General features: G+C 62.6%; 18 protein-coding genes. 3 read left to right on the top strand and 15 right to left on the bottom strand.

Features of this window, described 5'->3' with window-relative positions; translation table 11 throughout:
• Positions 1-96: 96 nt before the first annotated feature.
• The 10 genes from AC5PZ0_RS10435 to mcpP form a co-directional block, all read right to left on the bottom strand.
• Complete coding sequence (locus tag AC5PZ0_RS10435) at positions 97-2,298, bottom strand: LTA synthase family protein (RefSeq protein ID WP_493854852.1); 2,202 nt, start codon at positions 2,296-2,298, stop codon at positions 97-99.
• A gap of 138 nt (positions 2,299-2,436) precedes the next feature.
• A complete protein-coding gene (fapF, locus tag AC5PZ0_RS10430; RefSeq protein ID WP_027594767.1) occupies positions 2,437-3,717 on the bottom strand; it encodes a fibril amyloid transporter FapF in 1,281 nt (426 codons plus the stop codon).
• Between the two features lie 46 nt (positions 3,718-3,763).
• A complete protein-coding gene (gene fapE, locus AC5PZ0_RS10425) occupies positions 3,764-4,522 on the bottom strand; it encodes a fibril amyloid subunit FapE (RefSeq protein ID WP_265968122.1) in 759 nt (252 codons plus the stop codon).
• Positions 4,523-4,566: 44 nt separating this feature from the next.
• On the bottom strand, positions 4,567-5,247 hold the full coding sequence (fapD, locus tag AC5PZ0_RS10420) for a fibril amyloid maturation endopeptidase FapD (RefSeq protein WP_027594769.1): 681 nt from the start codon (positions 5,245-5,247) through the stop codon (positions 4,567-4,569).
• A gap of 64 nt (positions 5,248-5,311) precedes the next feature.
• Positions 5,312-6,811 (bottom strand): amyloid-like fimbrin subunit FapC, encoded by a 1,500-nt coding sequence (fapC, locus tag AC5PZ0_RS10415; protein WP_099429537.1) that lies wholly within the window; start codon positions 6,809-6,811, stop codon positions 5,312-5,314.
• A gap of 51 nt (positions 6,812-6,862) precedes the next feature.
• A complete protein-coding gene (gene fapB / locus AC5PZ0_RS10410) occupies positions 6,863-7,435 on the bottom strand; it encodes a fibril amyloid subunit FapB (protein ID WP_027594771.1) in 573 nt (190 codons plus the stop codon).
• A gap of 1 nt (position 7,436) precedes the next feature.
• Positions 7,437-7,874, bottom strand: a complete 438-nt coding sequence (gene fapA / locus AC5PZ0_RS10405; RefSeq protein WP_027594772.1) for a functional amyloid chaperone FapA — start codon at positions 7,872-7,874, stop codon at positions 7,437-7,439.
• Positions 7,875-8,172: 298 nt separating this feature from the next.
• Entirely contained in the window at positions 8,173-8,724 is a 552-nt protein-coding gene (locus tag AC5PZ0_RS10400) for an AAA family ATPase (RefSeq protein WP_238214889.1), read from the bottom strand.
• On the bottom strand, positions 8,721-9,287 hold the full coding sequence (gene pnuC / locus AC5PZ0_RS10395) for a nicotinamide riboside transporter PnuC (protein ID WP_493854851.1): 567 nt from the start codon (positions 9,285-9,287) through the stop codon (positions 8,721-8,723). The genes AC5PZ0_RS10400 and pnuC overlap by 4 nt, the downstream gene beginning before the upstream one ends.
• A 359-nt stretch (positions 9,288-9,646) precedes the next feature.
• Positions 9,647-11,281 (bottom strand): methyl-accepting chemotaxis protein McpP, encoded by a 1,635-nt coding sequence (gene mcpP / locus AC5PZ0_RS10390; RefSeq protein ID WP_493854850.1) that lies wholly within the window; start codon positions 11,279-11,281, stop codon positions 9,647-9,649.
• Between the two features lie 296 nt (positions 11,282-11,577).
• Between mcpP and AC5PZ0_RS10385 the strand changes: the two genes are divergently transcribed.
• Together AC5PZ0_RS10385 and AC5PZ0_RS10380 are read left to right on the top strand one after the other, a co-directional pair.
• Complete coding sequence (locus tag AC5PZ0_RS10385) at positions 11,578-12,408, top strand: undecaprenyl-diphosphate phosphatase (RefSeq protein ID WP_027594776.1); 831 nt, start codon at positions 11,578-11,580, stop codon at positions 12,406-12,408.
• A 1-nt stretch (position 12,409) separates the two neighbouring features.
• Positions 12,410-12,814 (top strand): DUF1294 domain-containing protein, encoded by a 405-nt coding sequence (locus AC5PZ0_RS10380; protein ID WP_493854849.1) that lies wholly within the window; start codon positions 12,410-12,412, stop codon positions 12,812-12,814.
• 3 nt (positions 12,815-12,817) lie between these two features.
• Here the strand turns inward: AC5PZ0_RS10380 and AC5PZ0_RS10375 are convergent, their stop codons facing one another.
• Both AC5PZ0_RS10375 and AC5PZ0_RS10370 read right to left on the bottom strand, forming a co-directional pair.
• Complete coding sequence (locus tag AC5PZ0_RS10375; protein ID WP_027594778.1) at positions 12,818-13,177, bottom strand: MmcQ/YjbR family DNA-binding protein; 360 nt, start codon at positions 13,175-13,177, stop codon at positions 12,818-12,820.
• Positions 13,170-14,072, bottom strand: a complete 903-nt coding sequence (locus AC5PZ0_RS10370; protein WP_027594779.1) for a LysR substrate-binding domain-containing protein — start codon at positions 14,070-14,072, stop codon at positions 13,170-13,172. The genes AC5PZ0_RS10375 and AC5PZ0_RS10370 overlap by 8 nt, the downstream gene beginning before the upstream one ends.
• Positions 14,073-14,204: 132 nt before the next feature.
• Here AC5PZ0_RS10370 and AC5PZ0_RS10365 point away from each other — a divergent pair, with 132 nt between their 5' ends.
• Complete coding sequence (locus AC5PZ0_RS10365) at positions 14,205-14,816, top strand: FMN-dependent NADH-azoreductase (RefSeq protein WP_265968125.1); 612 nt, start codon at positions 14,205-14,207, stop codon at positions 14,814-14,816.
• 120 nt (positions 14,817-14,936) lie between these two features.
• Here AC5PZ0_RS10365 and AC5PZ0_RS10360 read toward each other — a convergent pair whose 3' ends face one another.
• From AC5PZ0_RS10360 to AC5PZ0_RS10350, 3 genes are all read right to left on the bottom strand, one after another.
• Positions 14,937-16,142, bottom strand: coding sequence for an NAD(P)/FAD-dependent oxidoreductase (locus AC5PZ0_RS10360; RefSeq protein ID WP_493854848.1), 1,206 nt, complete (start codon positions 16,140-16,142; stop codon positions 14,937-14,939).
• Positions 16,143-16,223: 81 nt separating this feature from the next.
• Entirely contained in the window at positions 16,224-17,279 is a 1,056-nt protein-coding gene (locus AC5PZ0_RS10355) for a GlxA family transcriptional regulator (RefSeq protein ID WP_238214896.1), read from the bottom strand.
• Between the two features lie 38 nt (positions 17,280-17,317).
• Entirely contained in the window at positions 17,318-17,920 is a 603-nt protein-coding gene (locus tag AC5PZ0_RS10350; RefSeq protein ID WP_027594783.1) for a cupin domain-containing protein, read from the bottom strand.
• Between the last annotated feature and the right edge of the window lie 38 nt (positions 17,921-17,958).

Genomic DNA, 17,958 nt, shown 5'->3' with positions numbered 1-17,958 from the left:
GGTGCTGACTCCAGGGTAGGGATTCAGCACTGGTCGAGCGGGGCAGGGCCAGATCGACAGGCATCGAAGGTGGTGCGATGAACGGTGTGCTTGGCGTCAGCCCGAATGGGCGATAGGGTCGTCGGTCAGTTCATCCGGCACGTCGCTTTCCCCAGGTAAAGCGGTAATCACACTGAAGTCGCTGACTTCGACCGCACCGCCGCCATACCCCAGCAGGTGGAAGGAAAACGCCTTGCGCTCGGTCGGGTTGTCAAAGCTGAACTCCATTTCCAGTGGCTGATCCGCCGTCACGCGGATTTCTTCTGGCAGCCCCAATGGCACATCTTGCTCCAGTTGCTTGGCCTTGAGCTGAATGTAGGCCGCACGACGCGGGTCCAGCGAGCGCACCTTGACCCGTACACGGGTGTGCGAGCCGCCGGGCATCTCCAGGTACTGCGCACCGATCAGGTTGTCGGCCCAGTCATCGTGAATGCGCTTGCGCAACTTTATCGGTGATGGGCCGCCGAACTGGTAGCGCAGGTTGAGCGGCGTTTGCAGCAGCGACTGGTCGAGGGTGCCGGCCAGGGTGACAATTTGCTGGCCGAGCATGTCGTTACCGGTGCCGAGGTAGCGCGCCTGGTCGGCGATGAAACCTTCGCTGGCATAGCGTCGGCAGCGCTGCTGGAAGTCGCATTCGGTGAACACGCCTTGGCCGTTGTGGTAACGCAGCATGCCGTTGGTGTAGGAGATCATCTCGCGGCCAGTGTCGTAATCGCGGTACAGCGAGCGGCCACCCAGTGCGACGGGGATCGGCAAGGCGAAGTAGTCGAGCAGCGACGTGGTCAGGTCGATATGGCCATAAGTGCCGCGCTTGATAGTGGGTAGCTCCGCCTGCTCCGGCGCCAGGGTGAGGTTGAAACCCCACGAGGATGCCAGGCGCACGCCGTCTATGCCGTGGGACTCGTCGGAGGTGACTACCACCAGGGTGTCCTTGAGCACACCCTGGCGTTCGAGGCTATCGAGAAACGCGCCGATTGCATCATCCAGGTAGGCGACGGCAGCCTGCTTGGGCGTGTCGTAGCGCTCGAGGTAAGCCGCCGGTGCCGAATATGGCTGGTGAGTGCCCACGGTCAGCAAGGTCAGCATCCAAGGTTTGTCTTGTTTCCTCAGCTGGCCGACATAGTCCAGGGCACCTTCGAAGAAAGCGCGGTCGTCCTTGCCCCAAGGGAATTCCAGGTAGTTCTTGTTGCGGAACCACTCCAGGCCATGCACCGAATCGAAACCGATGTGCGGCATGATGCGGTCCTTGGCCATGAAGCGCAGCCCAGCACCCTGTAGGTAGTGGGTGGTGAACCCGGCCTGGCGCAACTGTGCCGGCAGGCAGGCCTGGTTACGGTCGTTCTGGGTCAGCAGTTCGACGCCCTTAGGCGTGCCGTTGGCCAGCTTGTCGTAATCACCGCACAGCATCGCGTACAGGCCACGGATGGTCTGGTGGGTGTGCAGCACATAATCCGGGGTGTTCATGCCGCGCTCGGCCCAACGGCTGAGCTTTGGCATCAGGTCTTCGTCGAAGCGGCTATGCAGGGCCTGGCGGTTGGGGCGAATGTAGGCCCCGGGGATGCCTTCGACGGTGATGACCAACAGGTTGCGTGCACTGCCCGGTGCCTTGAGCAGCTTCTGGCCATGCAGGTCGGACTGGGTCAGGCCACTGCTGGGCAAGGGCGTGACCCCCTGTTCCTGGCCGGCCCAGCCCAGGGCCTGGCGCTGCAGGCTACCGACGCCGGCCGACAGCAACTGATGGGAGAGGTTGTACTGCCGCCACTGCTCGGCATCGGAAGGCGCCAGGTGTTGGCTGCCCCAGTGCGCGCCAAACAGCAGCAGCGTAACTGCCCAGGCCTTGCGGGGCAGGGGGGCGACACGTTGGCCGCGGCTGCTCCAGACGCTGAGCAACCAGCCCAGCACGCCGGCCGCCAAGAGCCAGGGCAACCAGCCATGCGCGAGGCCGCCGCCGGTTGAGTTCTCCATGAATTGGGAGTCGGTCAGGTAGCCGAGGTCGGCGCTGGTGGGCAGCCTGCCCACCGCGCTCACCAGCTCGGCCGACGCCACCCAGAGCGCCGCCCAGGCCAGCAAAACCGGCAACGCCAGCCACCACGGCCGGCGGTGCAGCAGCAAGACCAGCAGGCTGCCGAGGGCCAGGTCGGACAGATAACCGAGCGGGTTGGACCAACCCAGCATGGCGCGCGTACCCAGTGGGATCACCAGCACCAGGCCCGCCAAAGCGACGAGCCGGGTGCGTGGGTGGTCGAACAGGTTCTTCACAGAAAACTTCCCTTTTGCCATTAAATCGTCATGCAACTGTGCTGAATGATAACAGGCTGGGCCAGGGAATACGGCGGGCTACAAGGCTGGTAACCAAATGCCGGGCTGGCTTGCGCAGGCCCGGCAGGCGGCTGGGGGTCAGAAGTAGTAGGGGAATTTGAGGCTGAAGGAGAAGTCTGGCGCATCGTCGGTCAGGCCAATCGAGAGGTTGGGCACGATGGTCAGGTTGTCGCTGGCCGCAAAGGTCATGCCGATGTTGAAGTTGGCTGAGTTGTAATCGCTGTTGCTGATCGATTGCCAGTCGCCGCCATCCGGCTTGATCTTGCTCTTGCGGGCAAACTGGTCGGAAACCGAGAACGACATGCTCATCTTCTCGTTCAAGGCAAAGGCGATACCGGCCCCGACTTGCCAGGAGTCGCCGAGTTTCACGTCACCCGGCACCTTGCTGTTGACCTGGGGGCTGATGTCGCTGAACGAGTCTTCCATGTTGTAGGTGTAGGACAGGCTGCCGAACAGCACGGCGGGGTCGAATGTCTTGACCAGCGAGATGCCCGGTGTAATCGCCCATACGCCGTTGCCGGTCGGCAGGCTTTCTGGCACCGACAGGTTGTCGTTGCCTGGCACCTCGCGCAGCTTGATGCCGTATGGGTCCTTGCCGGTGGGCGCCTTTACCCGCAGTGTCGCCACCGCATCGGGCCAGTTTTCGGACTCGTCCATGAACTTGTAGGCAACGCCGACGTTGATATCGCCGATTTCCGGGTCGCGGGTGACGGTTTCATCACTGGTGACCGGGGCTGCACCACCGGCGCCACCAGACGAGTAGGTCGATTCGCGGTAGACCACTGGGACGTTAATGTCGAACTGCCAGCGCTGCGCCAGGTTATAGCGGGCGGTCATGTCCAGGGTCCAGTTGTCTGCCTTGATGCGGTCCAGGTTGATGTTGCCGAGGAAAATCGAGTCCAGCGCAAGGAAGCCGTTGAGCACCAGTGCGCGGGTGTCGTAATGGGTGTAGGTGACGCCGGTTTCGAAGCTGAACTTGCCGCCCCCGAAGAAGCCGCTGGCCTCGTCGTACAGGTTGGACACACTTTGCGCAGGTTCGGAATCGTCCTTGAGCGACTGGCCATAGGAGCTACCGGTGGTGCCTGGCGCCCCGGCGGCGACGGTCTGCCCGCCTTTGACCGTTTCGGCCGGGGATTTGGTCAACCGTTTGGGCTGCGGCGCCGCGGGGGTCTCCTCCACCTGGCGAACCCGTTGTTCAAGGACCATCAACGCTTGCTGCTGCGCTTCGTAGCGCTGTTTCAACGCCATCAATTCTTGTTTCAGGGCCTCAACCTGTGGGTCGACTGCTGCATAAAGGGCGGTGGATGGGGCCAGGGTAGTCAAACAGACAAAAGCTCTGAACGTTAACGATCGGTGCATGGATATGCCGTCCCTTCCGACTACTTTTGATGAGACTGAGCGTAGATCAGTATCCGAGAGTGCGAAGACCTTTGAGCTGGTCGAGGCTACCGTTCAGCGAAGCGGCCGTGGGTACGTTCTCGCGCATGACGACGTTGAGGGAGGTGAGGTTGCTGACCTGGTTGCCGTTGCCAAGCAACGTCGTGTTCTGCGTCAGGCCCCCTTGGGCCAGGCGTTGCACGGTGCTGCCCTGGTTGTTGGCGGCATTGATATTGAGCTGCACGCCCACGCCGGTGGACGAAACGCTCAGCGCGCCTGCGCCGTTTTCGCCGACCAGGGTCGAGCCTGCGGTCAGTGCCTGGCCCTGCGGCTGGGCCACGGGCGCCTGGTTGGCCTTGGTGACGTTGATGTCGACATTGTTATAGGCGGTGTTGTTGTCGCCCGCCGCACGCACCACCTGGGTCACCCCTTCGGTGGTGTTCAGGCCGCTGCCGCCGCTTACCGCACCGGTGCCGGGCGCAGGGCTGGCACTTTGCGAATGAGCCGCACTGGTGCCTTTTTCGTCGATCATCGACACATAGAACTGCGGTTTGATGGTGTTTTGCTGCACTTGCAGCGTCGACGATGCCCCGATCACGTCGCCCTTGGCGTTCTGCCAGGTGCTGGTCATGACGATGCCGAAGCTGACGATCCGCCCCGGCATCACGTAGCGCCCGCGCAGGTTCGCCAACTCCTGATCCTTCAGTTCGATGGGGGTAAGCGGCTGTGCGTGGGTCGGTAGGCTGGCGGCCAGGCATGCCACGGCTAGCCAGAATGGAATCTTCATTGGATGCTCCCGGAGCGTCGTGCTCCCTATCGTTAGAAGAACCGTTAGAAAAAGTCGCTTTTGATGAAGCCGAAATCCAGCAGCTCTGCGTCCTGCACCGGGGTGAAGTTATTGACGCGGCCCTTGGCAGTCAGTGGCAGAGGCGGGTCGAGCAGGGCATTGCCCTTGTCATAACCCTGGCCGATCACGGCGAAGATGATGCCGTTCCAGCCTTTGAGGAAGTCCTCGACCTTGAAGCGTTTGTGGCCCAGCACAGGGTCACCGATGTACACCCAGCCGTTGTCGACCTTTTGCATGACCACAAAGTGCTTGTAGCCACGGATGTCCATCAGCACCACGACCGGGATACGCACGCTGGTCAGGGTTTCGGGTGCTACCCGGTACCCACGGGCGCGCATGCCCAGGCTTTCCACGTAGCGTTTCATGTCGAGCATGGAGAAGCCCTGCGTGCGCACCAGGTCTTGATCGGCGTGCGCCAGCATGCCTTCAATGATGTGTTGTTCGTCCACGTCCAGCCAATAAGCCTGGCGCAGGATGGTGGCCAGCGCCGCGGCGCCACAACTGAAGTCGGTTTTTTGTTGCACCAGGTCGGCGAACTTGCGCTCGCGCACACTCTGGATGGGTTTGAACACCACCGCGCCACCGGGCAGCACGGACAACGGCATTTGTGCAGCTTCGCTCACGCTGGCCAGGCACAGCAAAAACGCCAAGGCGAAAATACGCATGATCGGGTGCCTTCTTGTTCTGGTTGAAAAAGGCCCCCCGCAGGGGGCCTCGAGGCTACAGCCGTTAGAACGAGGTGTTGGAGATGGCCAGCGAGTTGCTTTGCTGGTTGCCCACACCGGCTGCCACGTTGACGCCCAGGTTGCCGCTGCCGCCATTCACCGAACCGCTCAGGGTTGCAGTGTTGGTCACAGGGTTGGCCCAGCCGGTTGGGGTCAGCACTTGGAAGGACACGGTGTTGCTCAGGTCATACGAGCTGCTTTCGCTGAAGCTTTTCGACACGTCGTTAGACGATTGATTGGCTTTTTCGCCCGATTTTTCGTACGCAGACTCCGAAGCGTTTGCGTAAGAAGAATCGTGGGCTTTCTCATACGAAGAGTCGCGGGACTTCTCGTACGAAGAGTCGCGAGACTTGTCGTACGAAGAGTTGCGGGTCTTGTCGTAGGAGGAGTCGAACGCTTTTTCGAACGACGAGTCGTAGGCGCTTTCATGCGACTTGTCGATCGAAGCATCGAGCGACGCATTGAGCGAAGCATCGAAGCTGTCGGTACGGGTGCGTTCACGACGGCCATCGTCGGTGGTCACAGTGCGCGTCGCATCGGCGGCAGCTGCCAGGGTAGCGTTCAGGCTGGCACTGCTGGACGAGCTGGCGTTAGCGCTGGCAGAGCCGCTGGCGTTCCAGCTATTGGAGCCGCTGGCAGTGGCGCTGTTCGACCCGCTGGCGTTGGAGCTGTTGGAGCCGCTGGCGTTCGAACTGGCCGAGCCACTGGAGTTCCAGGAGCTAGAGCCATTGTTGCTGGCGCTTTGGGCGCCCGCCACGCTGAAGCTCGAGGACGAGCTGCGGTCATCGCTGGAGGTGAACGAGCCATCGCGAGAGCTCGAACCGCTGGCCGACGTGGTGAAGGTCAGCGTATCCACACGGTAGGTGCGGTCGGCGTTGTTGTGCACGGTCAGGCCTGGGCCGTTCTGGTCGGCAGAGGCGGTTGCGGTGGCATTACCCAATGGCGCATTGGTGTTGGCGATCGCCATGGTGTTTTTCTGTTGGTTGAGGTCGCCGCCAGCAATGTTGACGCCCACGTTACCGGAGGAGCCGTCACCCGAACCGCTCATCACCGCAGACGATTGGGTAGACCAGTTGTCGACCCGGTTGTTGTTGCTGAACTGGCGAACGTCCGCAGTGGCTTCGGCGGTGCCGAACACGAAGCTGTTGTCCAGGCTCGAGTCGGACGCTGCGTTGGCGATGGCAGCGGCGTTGTCTTGTTGGTTGCCGTTACCGGCCGCCACGTTGACCCCGACGTTGCCGCTGGCACCGGTGGCGGAGCTGCTCATCTCGGCTTCGTTGATGGTGCCTTGGTTGGTGACGGTATTGCCGGTGCTGCGCTGGCTATCTATGGCGTTGGCGGTGGCGTACACCGGGATCTTGGTGGGTGGAGGCGTGTGCTGACCATTGTTGTGGTGGCCATTGTGATGGTCATTACGCCGATCGTTTTGCCCAGCTTGTACAGCAACAGCCATGACCGCAGCAATTGCGAAAACCAGAGGCTTGATTGCCATCGAGGGTTTCATGGTGATTCTCCGTACTTTATTTAGGTTAAGTGTTGTTCTTAACTGTTTGGGTCAATCCGCGACCCGTATGCTCAAGGTGTTGGCCATTCGGTTTCCCACCCCGGCACTCTGATTCACCTGAATCACCCCACGGCTACCGGTGAATGCCTGGTCACTGGTCGTGACCTGGCGATGGCCGGGTGCGGTGTCAGCTGGATCGGAGTTGTTGAGCAGCGCCACGTTCTGTTGCATGAGGACGCTGTCGTCGATGCTTTGCGGTTGAGTACTGAGGCTGATGCGCAGTGCGTTGGCTTGCTGGGTGCTGGCACCGGCGCTCTGGTTGACGCCCAGGGCGCCGCTGCCTTGGCTGAAAGCATTGCCCTGGATGCTGGCGGTGGCATCCATGTTGCGGTCGACTGCGGTGCCGAGCCGCTGGCGTATCTGGGTGGTGGCGCTGGCTTCATGGCCCACGGCGATGGCGCGGGCGTTAGCCTGCTGCTGCAGGTCGCCGGCTGCCTGGTTGACGGTGAGGTTGCCCTGGTATTGGCTGCCCGAATCGTCGATGTTGGCGTTGTTGATCACGGGGGATTGCGCAAAGGCCGGCGCACTGCAGAGCGTGGCCAGGATCAGCAGCGTATGCCTCATCTCACTTGCCTCCCGTCAGGATTTGCAAGGGGGCCAGGCCGCGTTGCACGCTTGAGTTGACCATGTTGGAGATGCCGTTGCCTGAACCTGAGCCGCGCCCAGCGGCGAGGTTGGGCAATTGCGTCTGGTTAGTGACGTTGCCGCCAATGGTGTTGGTCTGTTGCGTGACCAGGGCGCTGATGCCGGCACCGCTGCTGATGTTGGCAAAGTCGCCGTCGCTCAGCTCATGGGTTTGCTTGAGAATCTGCGCGGACGGGTTGGCGTTGACGGTGGTCGGGCTGGGGTCGGGAATCAGCGGCGGGATGGTCGCGTTGCGCGTCTGCACATCGCGGGTAATGGTGATGATCCCATTCTCGGCCTGGGCAGGCAGGCTCAAACCCGATCCGACGATGCTACTGACCAGCAGGAGCCGATAAATGCCTTTATCAAGATTCCCCACGATGGCAATTCCTTCTTTTGAGCGCTGGCCCTATTCAGCGTTGCGAATAAGAGAGCAGAAGGTGTGCCGCTTTCAGTTAATGCTATGGAATCAACACGTTGGGAAGAAAAGCTGAAGAAGAGCGGCTTTTTTTGTATCACCGCTGAAACAGAGCATTTGGCCAGCCACTGGCAAAGCCAGCACAGGCCGTGCCTGGAGGGATTTTTGCAGGGGTGTTTCACGAGGTTGACACTGCCCCCGGAACAGGGGCAACCCCCGCATTTGCGGGGACTATCACCCACCAGGGTGTGTCAGTGGCTTAACACTCGGTGGGGCAGGCTGGCGCATCGCTATCAAGCAGCGTAGCGACTGCTTGCAAGGCCCGCAACTGGCGTTGCGGCCAATTGCCATCAATCACCAACAGTGCTTGTTGATGGCGTTGCAGCCACTGCAGGCTGTCGTCGAAAAAGCGCTGACGGTCGTTCAGATCGGGGTGGCAACGCTGGCCATCGGCAACCCAGTCCACCCCTTGAGGGCTCAGTAACAGGTGCAGGTCGTAGTGCCGAGCAAGCAAGGCCTGTTCCAGCCAGGCCGGGCAGTCGTCGAACAGGGCGCGACTCCAGAGCATGTTGCTGAGCAGGTGGGTGTCGAGTATCAACAGTTCGGGCGCTTGCGCGCGGGCGCGGTCTTCCCACTCGAGCTGGCCCTGGGCGATGGTGGGGATGTCGGCGTAGCAGGTGTCGCGGCATTCCTGGTCGATGAAGTGGCGCACGTATTCAGCGACCACCACGCCACCGAAATGCGCCTGCAGCACGCCACTTAGCCAGCTCTTGCCGCTGGATTCCGGCCCGCACAGCACCAGCACCTTCATGCTTGCACCAGCGCGGGGTCACGGCGCCATTCCAGCCAGCCACGTATGGCGATCAGCGTGAGCACCGCGAAGAAGCCTGCGGTGAAATACAGTTGCTGATGCAGGTATTGGCCGACATAGACAATGTCTACCACAAACCACAATGGCCAGCATTGCAGGCGTTTCTGTGCCATCCACAGTTGCGCGACCAGGCTGAAGCCGGTCAGCGTGGCGTCGAGCCAGGGCAGGGCAGCATCGGTCCAGTTGGCCATGGCTGCGCCCAGGGCCGTGCTGAGCAGTGCGCCGAGCGCGAGCCCGGTGCACACCGCGCGCGCGTGCAGGCGTGTCACCTGGCGGGCATCGTGCGCACGGCCCGGGCGCTTCCATTGCCACCAGCCGTATAGTTGCAACAGGGCGTAGGCCACTTGCAGCAACATACCCGAGTACAGCTTCACCTCGAAGAACAGCCAGCCATAGATCAACACCATGACCAGCCCGATCGGCCAGCACCAGGCGTTCTGCTTGACGGTGAGCCAGACAGCGGTGACGCCGAGTACGGCGGCGATGAGTTCAAGGCCGGACATCGGCGATCCTTGGAGAGGCGATAAGAGGGGCGCGATTGTAGCTTGTCGATAGTGGTAGGAGTAGGCGCAATGATTTATTGGTGGGCCGGTGGGAGATCACCCATCCTTGGAGCCGGCTTGCCGGCTATGCAGGCGCCGCGGTGCATGGCACCGGCTACGCCGGTGATCGCCGGCAAGCCAGCTCCCACCCGAACTATGTAGCCTCCAAGTCAAGCGCCGCACCTGTGGGAGCTGGCTTGCCAGCGATGAGGCCGGAACAAGCACCACAAGACAGTTGCTCCCACAAGGTCCCTGCTACATCAATGAAATTTGATGTGTTCTAAGGGGGCCCAGTCCCAACGGGTTGACAATTTCAGCATTTACACGCGGAACTGACGCAGTAGCTGCTCCAGTTCCTCACTCAACCGCCCCAGCGCCACGCCTGCATCACTCGACTGGCGCGCCGCCTCGGCGGTCTGCTGGGACAAGCCGGCGGTATCCAGCACGTTGCGGTTGATCTCCTCGACCACATGCGATTGCTGCAAGGTGGCACTGGCGATGGACGCGTTGAGCGCGGTCAGGTTATGCAGCACCTGGCTGATGGCATCCAGGCTGGCACCGGCCTCGCGGGCTTGCTCGATAGTCTGGCGCGAAGCCTCGCTGCTGGTGTCGATAGCCCGTACTGCCGCGTCCGACTGGCCTTGCAGGTGCTCGATCATGGTATGGATTTCGGCCGTGGACTGAGCGGTGCGCTGGGCCAGCAGGCGAACCTCGTCGGCGACCACCGCAAAGCCACGGCCCTGTTCACCGGCGCGTGCCGCTTCGATGGCCGCGTTGAGGGCGAGCAGGTTGGTTTGCTCGGCGATGGAGCGGATCACGTCCAGCACACCCCCAATGCGCGTGCTGTGCCCGGCCAGGTCGCGAATCACCTGGACAGCCTGGTCGATGGTCGCCGACAGCCGATCGATCTGTTCCAGGCTGCCATGAATGGCCTGCTGGCCGTGCTGCACTTGTTGCTGCGCCGCGCGCATTTCCCCGGCGGCCTGCTCGGCCGTCTTGGCCACATCCTGCACGGCGTAGGTGACTTCGTTGACGGCCGTGGCCACCTGCTCCATCTGTTGGGATTGCTGGGCACTGTGCTGTTGCGCTGCCCCGGCGTTGTCACCGACATGGCCGGCGGACCTGGCCAGGTCATGGGCGGCGCCCTGTAGCTGGCCGACCACGCCCTGAAGCTTGCCGTTGAAGCGGTTGAAGTGCTCGCCCAAGTGCGTGATTTCATCACGGCCGTGGGTGTCCAGGCGTCGGGTCAGGTCGCTTTCGCCACTGGCGATAGTGCCCATGGCCTGCACGGCCTCCTGCAAGGGGCGGGCGATACTGCGGGCAATCAGCATGACCACCAGCGCCATCAGCAGTGCAATGCTCAGGCCGACCAGCGAGGCGTCGCGCAATTGCCGGGCAAATTCGGCCTGCACGTCATCGATGTACACGCCTGAGCCGATAACCCAGCCCCACGGCTTGAACAGCTGTATATAGGAGGTTTTGGCCACCGGTTCACTGGCGCCCGGTTTGGGCCAGCGATAGTTGACCGGGCCGGCGCCTTGGCTGCGGGCGAGGTTGACCATTTCGTTGAACACGGCAAAGCCGTCGGGGTCGCGAATGGCAGACAGGTCCTGGCCGTCGAGCTTGGGGTTTGCCGGATGCATGATCATCTTCGGCCCCAGGTCGTTGATCCAGAAGTAGTCGTCGTGGTCGTAACGCAGGGCGCGCACCACCTGCAACGCCTGTTGCTGGGCGGCATCGCGGCTCAACGTGCCGGCCGCCTCCAGGCCTTGGTAATAGGCCAGCACACCGGCTGCGGTCTGCACCACGTGGCGGGTCTTTTCCGCCTTGGCGTGATACAGGTCGCCATGGATCTGGCGCAGCATCAGCAGGCCCAGTACTACCAGCATCGCCACTGCCACCAGCAGAATCAGCCACAGACGACGGCTGATCGACATCGATCTCAGGGTTTTCATCCAGGCACTCCCGCCTTGTTCTTGTTATTCAGGTGCATCCAAGCATGCTTTGCGACAAGCCCCCACTCGACTAATGGCTAAGTGCTAGTCTGGTCGTAGTCTGCAGCAACGGAGCAAGCCATTGCAAAGCGGCTTTGATAGGATTTCGGCCGCGCAAGATGAAACCTTTAGGGGGCGTGAACTTTTCCACTGGCGTTACGCCCAACAGTCGCTGTAAAACTGCCGGGCCGTGTGCGGCAACTTCAAGTAAATCAAGAACAAGGGGCCTGCAGCAGCAGCGCTCCATCGGGGGAATGATGGATTTTTGGACTGCCTTTCAGGCAATCATCTTAGGCGTGGTCGAAGGGTTGACGGAGTTCTTGCCGATCTCCAGCACCGGGCACCAGATCATCGTCGCCGACCTCATCGGCTTTGGTGGCGAACGGGCCATGGCGTTCAACATCATCATTCAGCTTGCCGCCATCCTGGCGGTGGTGTGGGAATTCCGACGCAAGATACTCGACGTGGTCTTTGGGCTCACCACCCAGCCTACGGCGCGGCGCTTTACGGGTAACCTGTTGCTGGCGTTCATGCCGGCGGTGGTGTTGGGCGTGCTGTTCGCCGACCTGATTCACGAATACCTGTTCAACCCGATCACCGTGGCTGCGGCCCTGGTGGTGGGCGGCGTGATCATGCTGTGGGCCGAGCGCCGTGAGCACCGCGTGGAGGTCGACCACGTTGACGAGATGCGCTGGAGCCATGCCTTGAAAATTGGTTTCGTCCAGTGCCTGGCCATGATCCCGGGCACCTCGCGTTCCGGCTCGACCATCATTGGTGGCCTGCTGTTCGGGCTGTCGCGCAAGGCCGCTACCGAGTTCTCGTTCTTCCTGGCGATGCCGACCATGGTCGGTGCAGCGGTGTACTCGGGCTACAAGTACCGTGACCTGTTCCAGCCAAGCGACTTGCCGGTGTTCGCCATCGGCTTCGTGACCTCGTTCATCTTCGCCATGATCGCTGTGCGCGCGTTGCTCAAGTTCATCGCCAACCACAGCTATGCGGCGTTCGCCTGGTACCGCATTGCCTTTGGCCTGTTGATCCTGGCGACCTGGCAGTTCGGTTGGGTCGACTGGTCGACGGCGCACGGTTGATATGGCCAAAGCTCAAAGCGAGGAGGGCGTACGTAATGTGCGCCTGAAACTGCTGGTGTTGGGCGCGCTGTGCCTGCTGCCGGGCCTGGGCGCGGCGCAGATGGCCTGGCGCGATCAGTCCTGGTTGCCGTTGGCGCTCTACCCGGCGGTAAGCCTGATCAGCCTGCTGCTGTACTGGCAGGACAAACAACAGGCACGCAGCCAGGCCTGGCGCACGCCAGAAAACGTGCTGCATGCCAGCGAGCTGTGTGGCGGCTGGCCGGGGGCGCTGGTTGCCCAGCAGATGTTCCGGCACAAGACGCGCAAGCTGTCGTATCAGCTGGTGTTCTGGGGGATTGTGTTGCTGCATCAGGTGTTCTGGGTGGACTACCTGTTTTTGGGGCGCCACCTGCTCTCCGCCATCTGATCATCAGATCAACAAGCCCACCTGCAACCGCTTCGCCAGCTTTCGCACCACCAATTGGTGCGAACGCTGCAGCAGGTCACACAGCTCGTCGCGCCCCATGGGGTAAGGCGGCGCCATGCTGACCCACCGCGCCCGGGCCAGGTAGGGCGCGGGCCGCACGCCGGGGCGGTCGCAGTAGCCCAGAAACAGCTCATCGGCGACCTTGAACGATAACCCTGCGCCCGCCAGGTCCAGCACCGCGAACATCTTGTTGCCTGCGACCGAAAACACCCGGATACCGCCCCATTTATAGTCCTCCCGCGCACCGGGCAGGCTCAGGCAAAAGTCCGCCACTTGGGCTTCGGTCATTTTCTGCTTAGACATAACGCTCCCCACAGGCCTCGAACGACGCTGCCAGATGATCGATCCATACCCGTACGGCCGGCAACACACCGCGCCGGTGAGGGTACACCGCCTGCAGATACCCCCCCGGCAATGACCAGTCCGGCAGCAGCCGCACCAGCTCGCCACGTTCCAGTTCCTCTTCGCAGAACATACTGGGCAGCGCAGTGAAGCCCAACCCGGCGCGGACCGCGGCATTACGCACCACGAAATCATCGATGGCCAAGCGTGGCTCCAGGGCGATGTCCTGTTGGCGTCCATTCGGGCCGAGCAGGCGAAAGTGTACCAGCCGGTCAGCTTCGGCCGCGCCCAGCACCGGCAATGAGGCCAGCTCGGCGGGCTCGCGAATGTGGTCGGCAAAGCCTGGAGCGGCGACCAGTTGCATCTGCGCCTGGCGCAGCCGGCGGGTAACCAGGGCCGGGTCCTCGTCGCCCAGGTCACGCACGCGCAGGGCTACGTCGATGCCTTCGGAAATCAGGTCGACACGGCGGTTGAGCAAGACCATGTCCAGTTGCACCAGTGGGTACTGTGCGAGAAAACGGCTGATCACGTCCGGCAGAAACGCATGTGCCAGTGCTACTGGGCAGGACACCCGCAGCCGCCCGCGTGGTTCGCTGCTCATGCTGGCGACGGCCTCGTCGGCGGCTTCTGCCTCCAGCAGCATGGCCTGGCAGTGGTGCAGGTAGCGCTCGCCCACGGCGGTCAGCTTCAATTGCCGCGTGGTGCGCTGCAGCAGGCGTGTGCCCAGGCGCTCTTCCAGCTCGGCGATGCGCCGTGACAGGCGTGATTTAGGGATGCCCAGCTGGCGCCCGGCAGCGGCGAAACCGCCGGCTTCGACCACGCGTGCGAAGTAGAAGAGGTCGTTGAGGTCTTGCATGGGAATGTCTCACTGTTCCATCTGTGGGACAAACTAACGCATTTTTGCCTGCTTATCAGCTATTCGTCATCCCGGTAGGATTCTCCCCATCGTGATCGCCCAATGCCGCGGTCTTCATTACAGGAGAGTCCCATGAAACTGTTGCACATCGATTCGAGCATCCTGGGCGACAATTCCGCCTCCCGCCAGCTGAGCCGCGAAGTGGTCGAAGCCTGGAAAGCCACCGACCCAAGCCTGGAAGTGGTCTACCGCGACCTGGCTGCCGACGCCATCGCCCACTTCTCCGCTGCTACCTTGGTGGCCGCCGGTACCGCTGAAGACATGCGCGACGCGGCCCAGGCCTTCGAAGCCAAGCTGAGCGCCGAAACCCTGGAAGAATTCCTCGCCGCCGACGCCGTTGTGATGGGTGCGCCGATGTACAACTTCACCGTGCCGACCCAGCTCAAGGCCTGGATTGACCGCGTAGCCGTTGCCGGCAAGACCTTCCGCTACACCGAAGCCGGCCCAGAAGGCCTGTGCGGTAACAAGAAGGTGATCCTGGTATCCACCGCCGGTGGCCTGCACGCTGGCCAGCCGACGGGTGCCGGCCATGAAGACTTCCTCAAGGTGTTCCTGGGCTTTATCGGTGTCACCGACCTGGAAATCGTACGCGCCCATGGTCTGGCCTACGGCCCAGAGCACCGCAGCCAGGCCATCGACGCCGCACAGGCCCAGATCGCCAACGAGCTGTTCGCTGCTGCCTGATTGCAGTAAAAGGGGGCGCCTTGCGCCCCATCGCCGGCAAGCCGGCTCCCACAGAGATAGCGCCAACCTCAGTTCTGGCGCTGTACCTGTGGGAGCCGGCTTGCCGGCGATTCGGCTGTGTCAGGCGACCGGTATCGTCGGGTCAGCCGCCGCCAGCGCCGCCGCACGATCGTTCGCGGCCGGTGGGTAGATCCAGACCGTGTTGATCTGCGATTTGAGCATCTTGGCCTCTGCCTTGTCTTCCGGTGGCGACACCTTGCGCTCCCAACCTTCGGTATACACTGCGCCCCAGGCGCCCAGGTCGAGGCAGGTGACGTACTTGGGCTGGCTGTAGGTCATCGGTGCCACGCCGATCAATTCGGCCACGGCATTGTTGCCGGCGTAGCGGCCCAGCGGGATCGCATGCTGGCAAGACATTACCGCATAGTTGCCAGCTTCGTCGCAGGCGGCATATGCAACGTCACCTGCCGCGTAGACCGCGTCGTTACCCTTGACCTTGAGGTTGCCGTCCACGTGCAGCCGGCCTTGGCGGTCCCGGTCACCGCTGATCTGCTCGGTCAATGGGTTGGCCTTGAACCCCACCGTCCAGATCACGGTATTGGCATCGATGCGCTGGCCGTTATCCAGCAGGACGCCGTCGGGGTCCACCGAGGCCACGGTTGCGCCGCAGATCCATTCCACCCCCAAAGCCTCGGATGCCTGCTCGATCGCGGGGCGGATGCCATCACCCAAGGCTGCGCCGATCCTGGCGCCACGGTCGATGACCACCACACGCAGTGTGGCCTGGTCACCGAGGATGTTGCGCAAGCGCGCCGGCAACTCGGTGGCAGTCTCGATGCCGGTGAAGCCACCCCCGGCCACCACCACGGTGTTGCGGGCAGGTGTGTCCGGCAGGCTAGCCAGGGACTTGAGGTGCGCCTCCAGGCGCGCCGCGCTGTCGATCTTGTCGACATCGAAAACATGCTCGATGCCGACCATGTCCGGCCGGTTGAGCACACTGCCGCAGGCCATGATCAGGCGGTCATAACCCAGCTCGCACTCGGTACCGCTTTGCGTGCGATAGCGCACGCGCCTGGCGGCTTCGTCGATGTGGAAGGCCGTGCCTTGCACAAAGCGCACGTTAACCGCCTCAAACAGCGCATCCAGCGGCGCGGCCATCGTATGTACTTCAGGTTCGTAGAAGCGCGGGCGTACATGCAGTTCGGCCTGGGGCGCGAGCAGCGTCACCTCGACATCATTGCGACCGTTCAAGTCCAGCTGGCGTATAGCGCTAAGAGCGCTCCAGAGGCCGGCAAAGCCCGCGCCAATGATCAGGATATTCTTCATCGTTGTGCTCCTGGAATGTCCGGGTAACCAAGGTAGCCCGTGTTTGAGGAGACCGATGTTACGAGCGACGAGCGTCACGCCCTAGGCCAAAGAACCCTGAATTTCGGCCAACGAAACAGAGCGTGCAAAACGGGCGCGGTAGTCACGCGGTGTTACCGCCAGATGACGCTGGAAGGCCAGGCGCATGCGTTCTTCGTTGCCGAAACCGCACTGGCGCGCGACCTGCTCGATGTGGCTGTCGGCGCTTTCCAGCAGGCGCCGCGCGGCTTCCAGGCGGAACACTTCAATGGCTTTGGCCGGTGTGCGGCCGGTCTTGAGCTTGTACACCCGGGTGAAGTTACGCAGGCTCATGTGCGCCTGTTCGGCCAGGTGTTCGACGCTCAGCCGTGGGTCGCCCAAGTGTTCGTTGAGCCAGAGGTGCAGGGCTTCGAACTCGCTGCAATCGCGGCCCTGCAGCTTGAGCAGCTCACTGAACTGCGCCTGGCCGCCAGGCCGTTTGAGAAAGACCACCAACTCGCGTGCCACCTGCATCGCCACTTCACGGCCGCAGTCCAGTTCGACCAGGGCGAGGGCCATGTCGATGCCGGCGCTGACCCCGGCCGAGGTCCACACCGCGCCTTGCTGAACGAAGATCGACTCGTGGTCTACCTGCACCGCCGGGAAGTCGCGGCGCAGTACCTCGCACATGGCCCAGTGGGTGGCGGCGCGGCGCCCATCGAGCAAACCGGCGCTGGCCAGCAGAAATGTGCCGCTGCACACCGAGGCTGTGCGCCTGGCCTGCACGGCGGCGCGGCGCAGCCAGGCCACCAGCGGCGCGTGGTCGGGGAGGGTGCGGATGATGTCCGGGGCGCCGGGTACGATCAGCGTGTCGACAACCTGTGCCATCACGGTGTCCAAGGTTTCTGTCGCCACCACCAGGCCTTCAGCGGTTTGCTGCAGGCCGCCGTCAAGGCTGGCGGTGTGTACCCGGTAGCCTGGTCGGCCGCGTTCGGCCATGGCCTTGGTGGCGGCCCAGAACACCGTCTGGGCGCCCGTGAGGTCGAGCAGGCCCATGTGCGGATAGGCGACGAAGACCACGACGCGAGGGTGGTCGACCGGTTGCAGCGCAGGCTCAAGCTGGTGGGCGTGTTCAGTCATTGGCGGATGGCCTGATCAAAAGTGACCGCTTGGCGGGCTCAAAAGGTCGGTGGCGTGATCACCCAGATCACCACAGCATCCACGTCCCCTGGGTTGCCATAGCGATGCGGCTCCTGGCTGGAGTAGCTGAAACTGTCGCCTTCGCCCAGCTGAAAATAGCGCTCGCCCACCCACAGTTCAAAACTGCCGCTGAGAATATACCCTGCCTCTTCGCCGTCGTGGCTGTAGCTCTGCTGGCTGTAGGTGCCCGGTGGAAAGCGCGAGTGAAGCATCTCCAGCTCGCGGTTGGGCTGGGGTGTCAGCAGTTGGTCGACGATGCCGTCCTCATAATGCACGCTGAGGCGGCTGTTACGGCGTACCACGTAGCCCTGGTCCTCTGGCGCAGTGCTGGCCTCGCTGGCAAAAAACCACTGGATGGTCACACCCAGGCTGCGGGCGATGTTGAACAGTGCCGGGATCGACGGGTAAGAGAGGTTGCGCTCCAACTGGCTGATGTAGCCGGCCGTCAGCTCGCTCTGTGTGGCCAACTCCGCCAGGGTCATGCCGCGGCGCTTGCGCAGGCCGCGGATGCGGGTTCCCAGAAACTGCGGCGCGGCGCTGCCGTCGTCGGTGGCGGAGGGGGGCTGCGGGAGTTGGCTCATGCACGTCGGTCCGTCGGAAAACGGCAGTATGTACAGCC

The organism is Pseudomonas sp. 5.2, from assembly GCF_059025405.1.
This window is presented reverse-complemented; position numbering and strand designations above follow the sequence as displayed.

What these genes read in the sequence shown, in the direction of transcription:
- fapF (WP_027594767.1), bottom strand. Translation starts at nt 3,717, where the DNA reads ATGCACCGATCGTTAACGTTCAGAGCTTTTGTCTGTTTGACTACCCTG.
- fapE (WP_265968122.1), bottom strand. Translation starts at nt 4,522, where the DNA reads ATGAAGATTCCATTCTGGCTAGCCGTGGCATGCCTGGCCGCCAGCCTA.
- fapD (WP_027594769.1), bottom strand. Translation starts at nt 5,247, where the DNA reads ATGCGTATTTTCGCCTTGGCGTTTTTGCTGTGCCTGGCCAGCGTGAGC.
- fapC (WP_099429537.1), bottom strand. Translation starts at nt 6,811, where the DNA reads ATGAAACCCTCGATGGCAATCAAGCCTCTGGTTTTCGCAATTGCTGCG.
- fapB (WP_027594771.1), bottom strand. Translation starts at nt 7,435, where the DNA reads ATGAGGCATACGCTGCTGATCCTGGCCACGCTCTGCAGTGCGCCGGCC.
- AC5PZ0_RS10400 (WP_238214889.1), bottom strand. Translation starts at nt 8,724, where the DNA reads ATGAAGGTGCTGGTGCTGTGCGGGCCGGAATCCAGCGGCAAGAGCTGG.
- pnuC (WP_493854851.1), bottom strand. Translation starts at nt 9,287, where the DNA reads ATGTCCGGCCTTGAACTCATCGCCGCCGTACTCGGCGTCACCGCTGTC.
- mcpP (WP_493854850.1), bottom strand. Translation starts at nt 11,281, where the DNA reads ATGAAAACCCTGAGATCGATGTCGATCAGCCGTCGTCTGTGGCTGATT.
- AC5PZ0_RS10385 (WP_027594776.1), top strand. Translation starts at nt 11,578, where the DNA reads ATGGATTTTTGGACTGCCTTTCAGGCAATCATCTTAGGCGTGGTCGAA.
- AC5PZ0_RS10380 (WP_493854849.1), top strand. Translation starts at nt 12,410, where the DNA reads ATGGCCAAAGCTCAAAGCGAGGAGGGCGTACGTAATGTGCGCCTGAAA.
- AC5PZ0_RS10375 (WP_027594778.1), bottom strand. Translation starts at nt 13,177, where the DNA reads ATGTCTAAGCAGAAAATGACCGAAGCCCAAGTGGCGGACTTTTGCCTG.
- AC5PZ0_RS10370 (WP_027594779.1), bottom strand. Translation starts at nt 14,072, where the DNA reads ATGCAAGACCTCAACGACCTCTTCTACTTCGCACGCGTGGTCGAAGCC.
- AC5PZ0_RS10365 (WP_265968125.1), top strand. Translation starts at nt 14,205, where the DNA reads ATGAAACTGTTGCACATCGATTCGAGCATCCTGGGCGACAATTCCGCC.
- AC5PZ0_RS10360 (WP_493854848.1), bottom strand. Translation starts at nt 16,142, where the DNA reads ATGAAGAATATCCTGATCATTGGCGCGGGCTTTGCCGGCCTCTGGAGC.
- AC5PZ0_RS10355 (WP_238214896.1), bottom strand. Translation starts at nt 17,279, where the DNA reads ATGACTGAACACGCCCACCAGCTTGAGCCTGCGCTGCAACCGGTCGAC.
- AC5PZ0_RS10350 (WP_027594783.1), bottom strand. Translation starts at nt 17,920, where the DNA reads ATGAGCCAACTCCCGCAGCCCCCCTCCGCCACCGACGACGGCAGCGCC.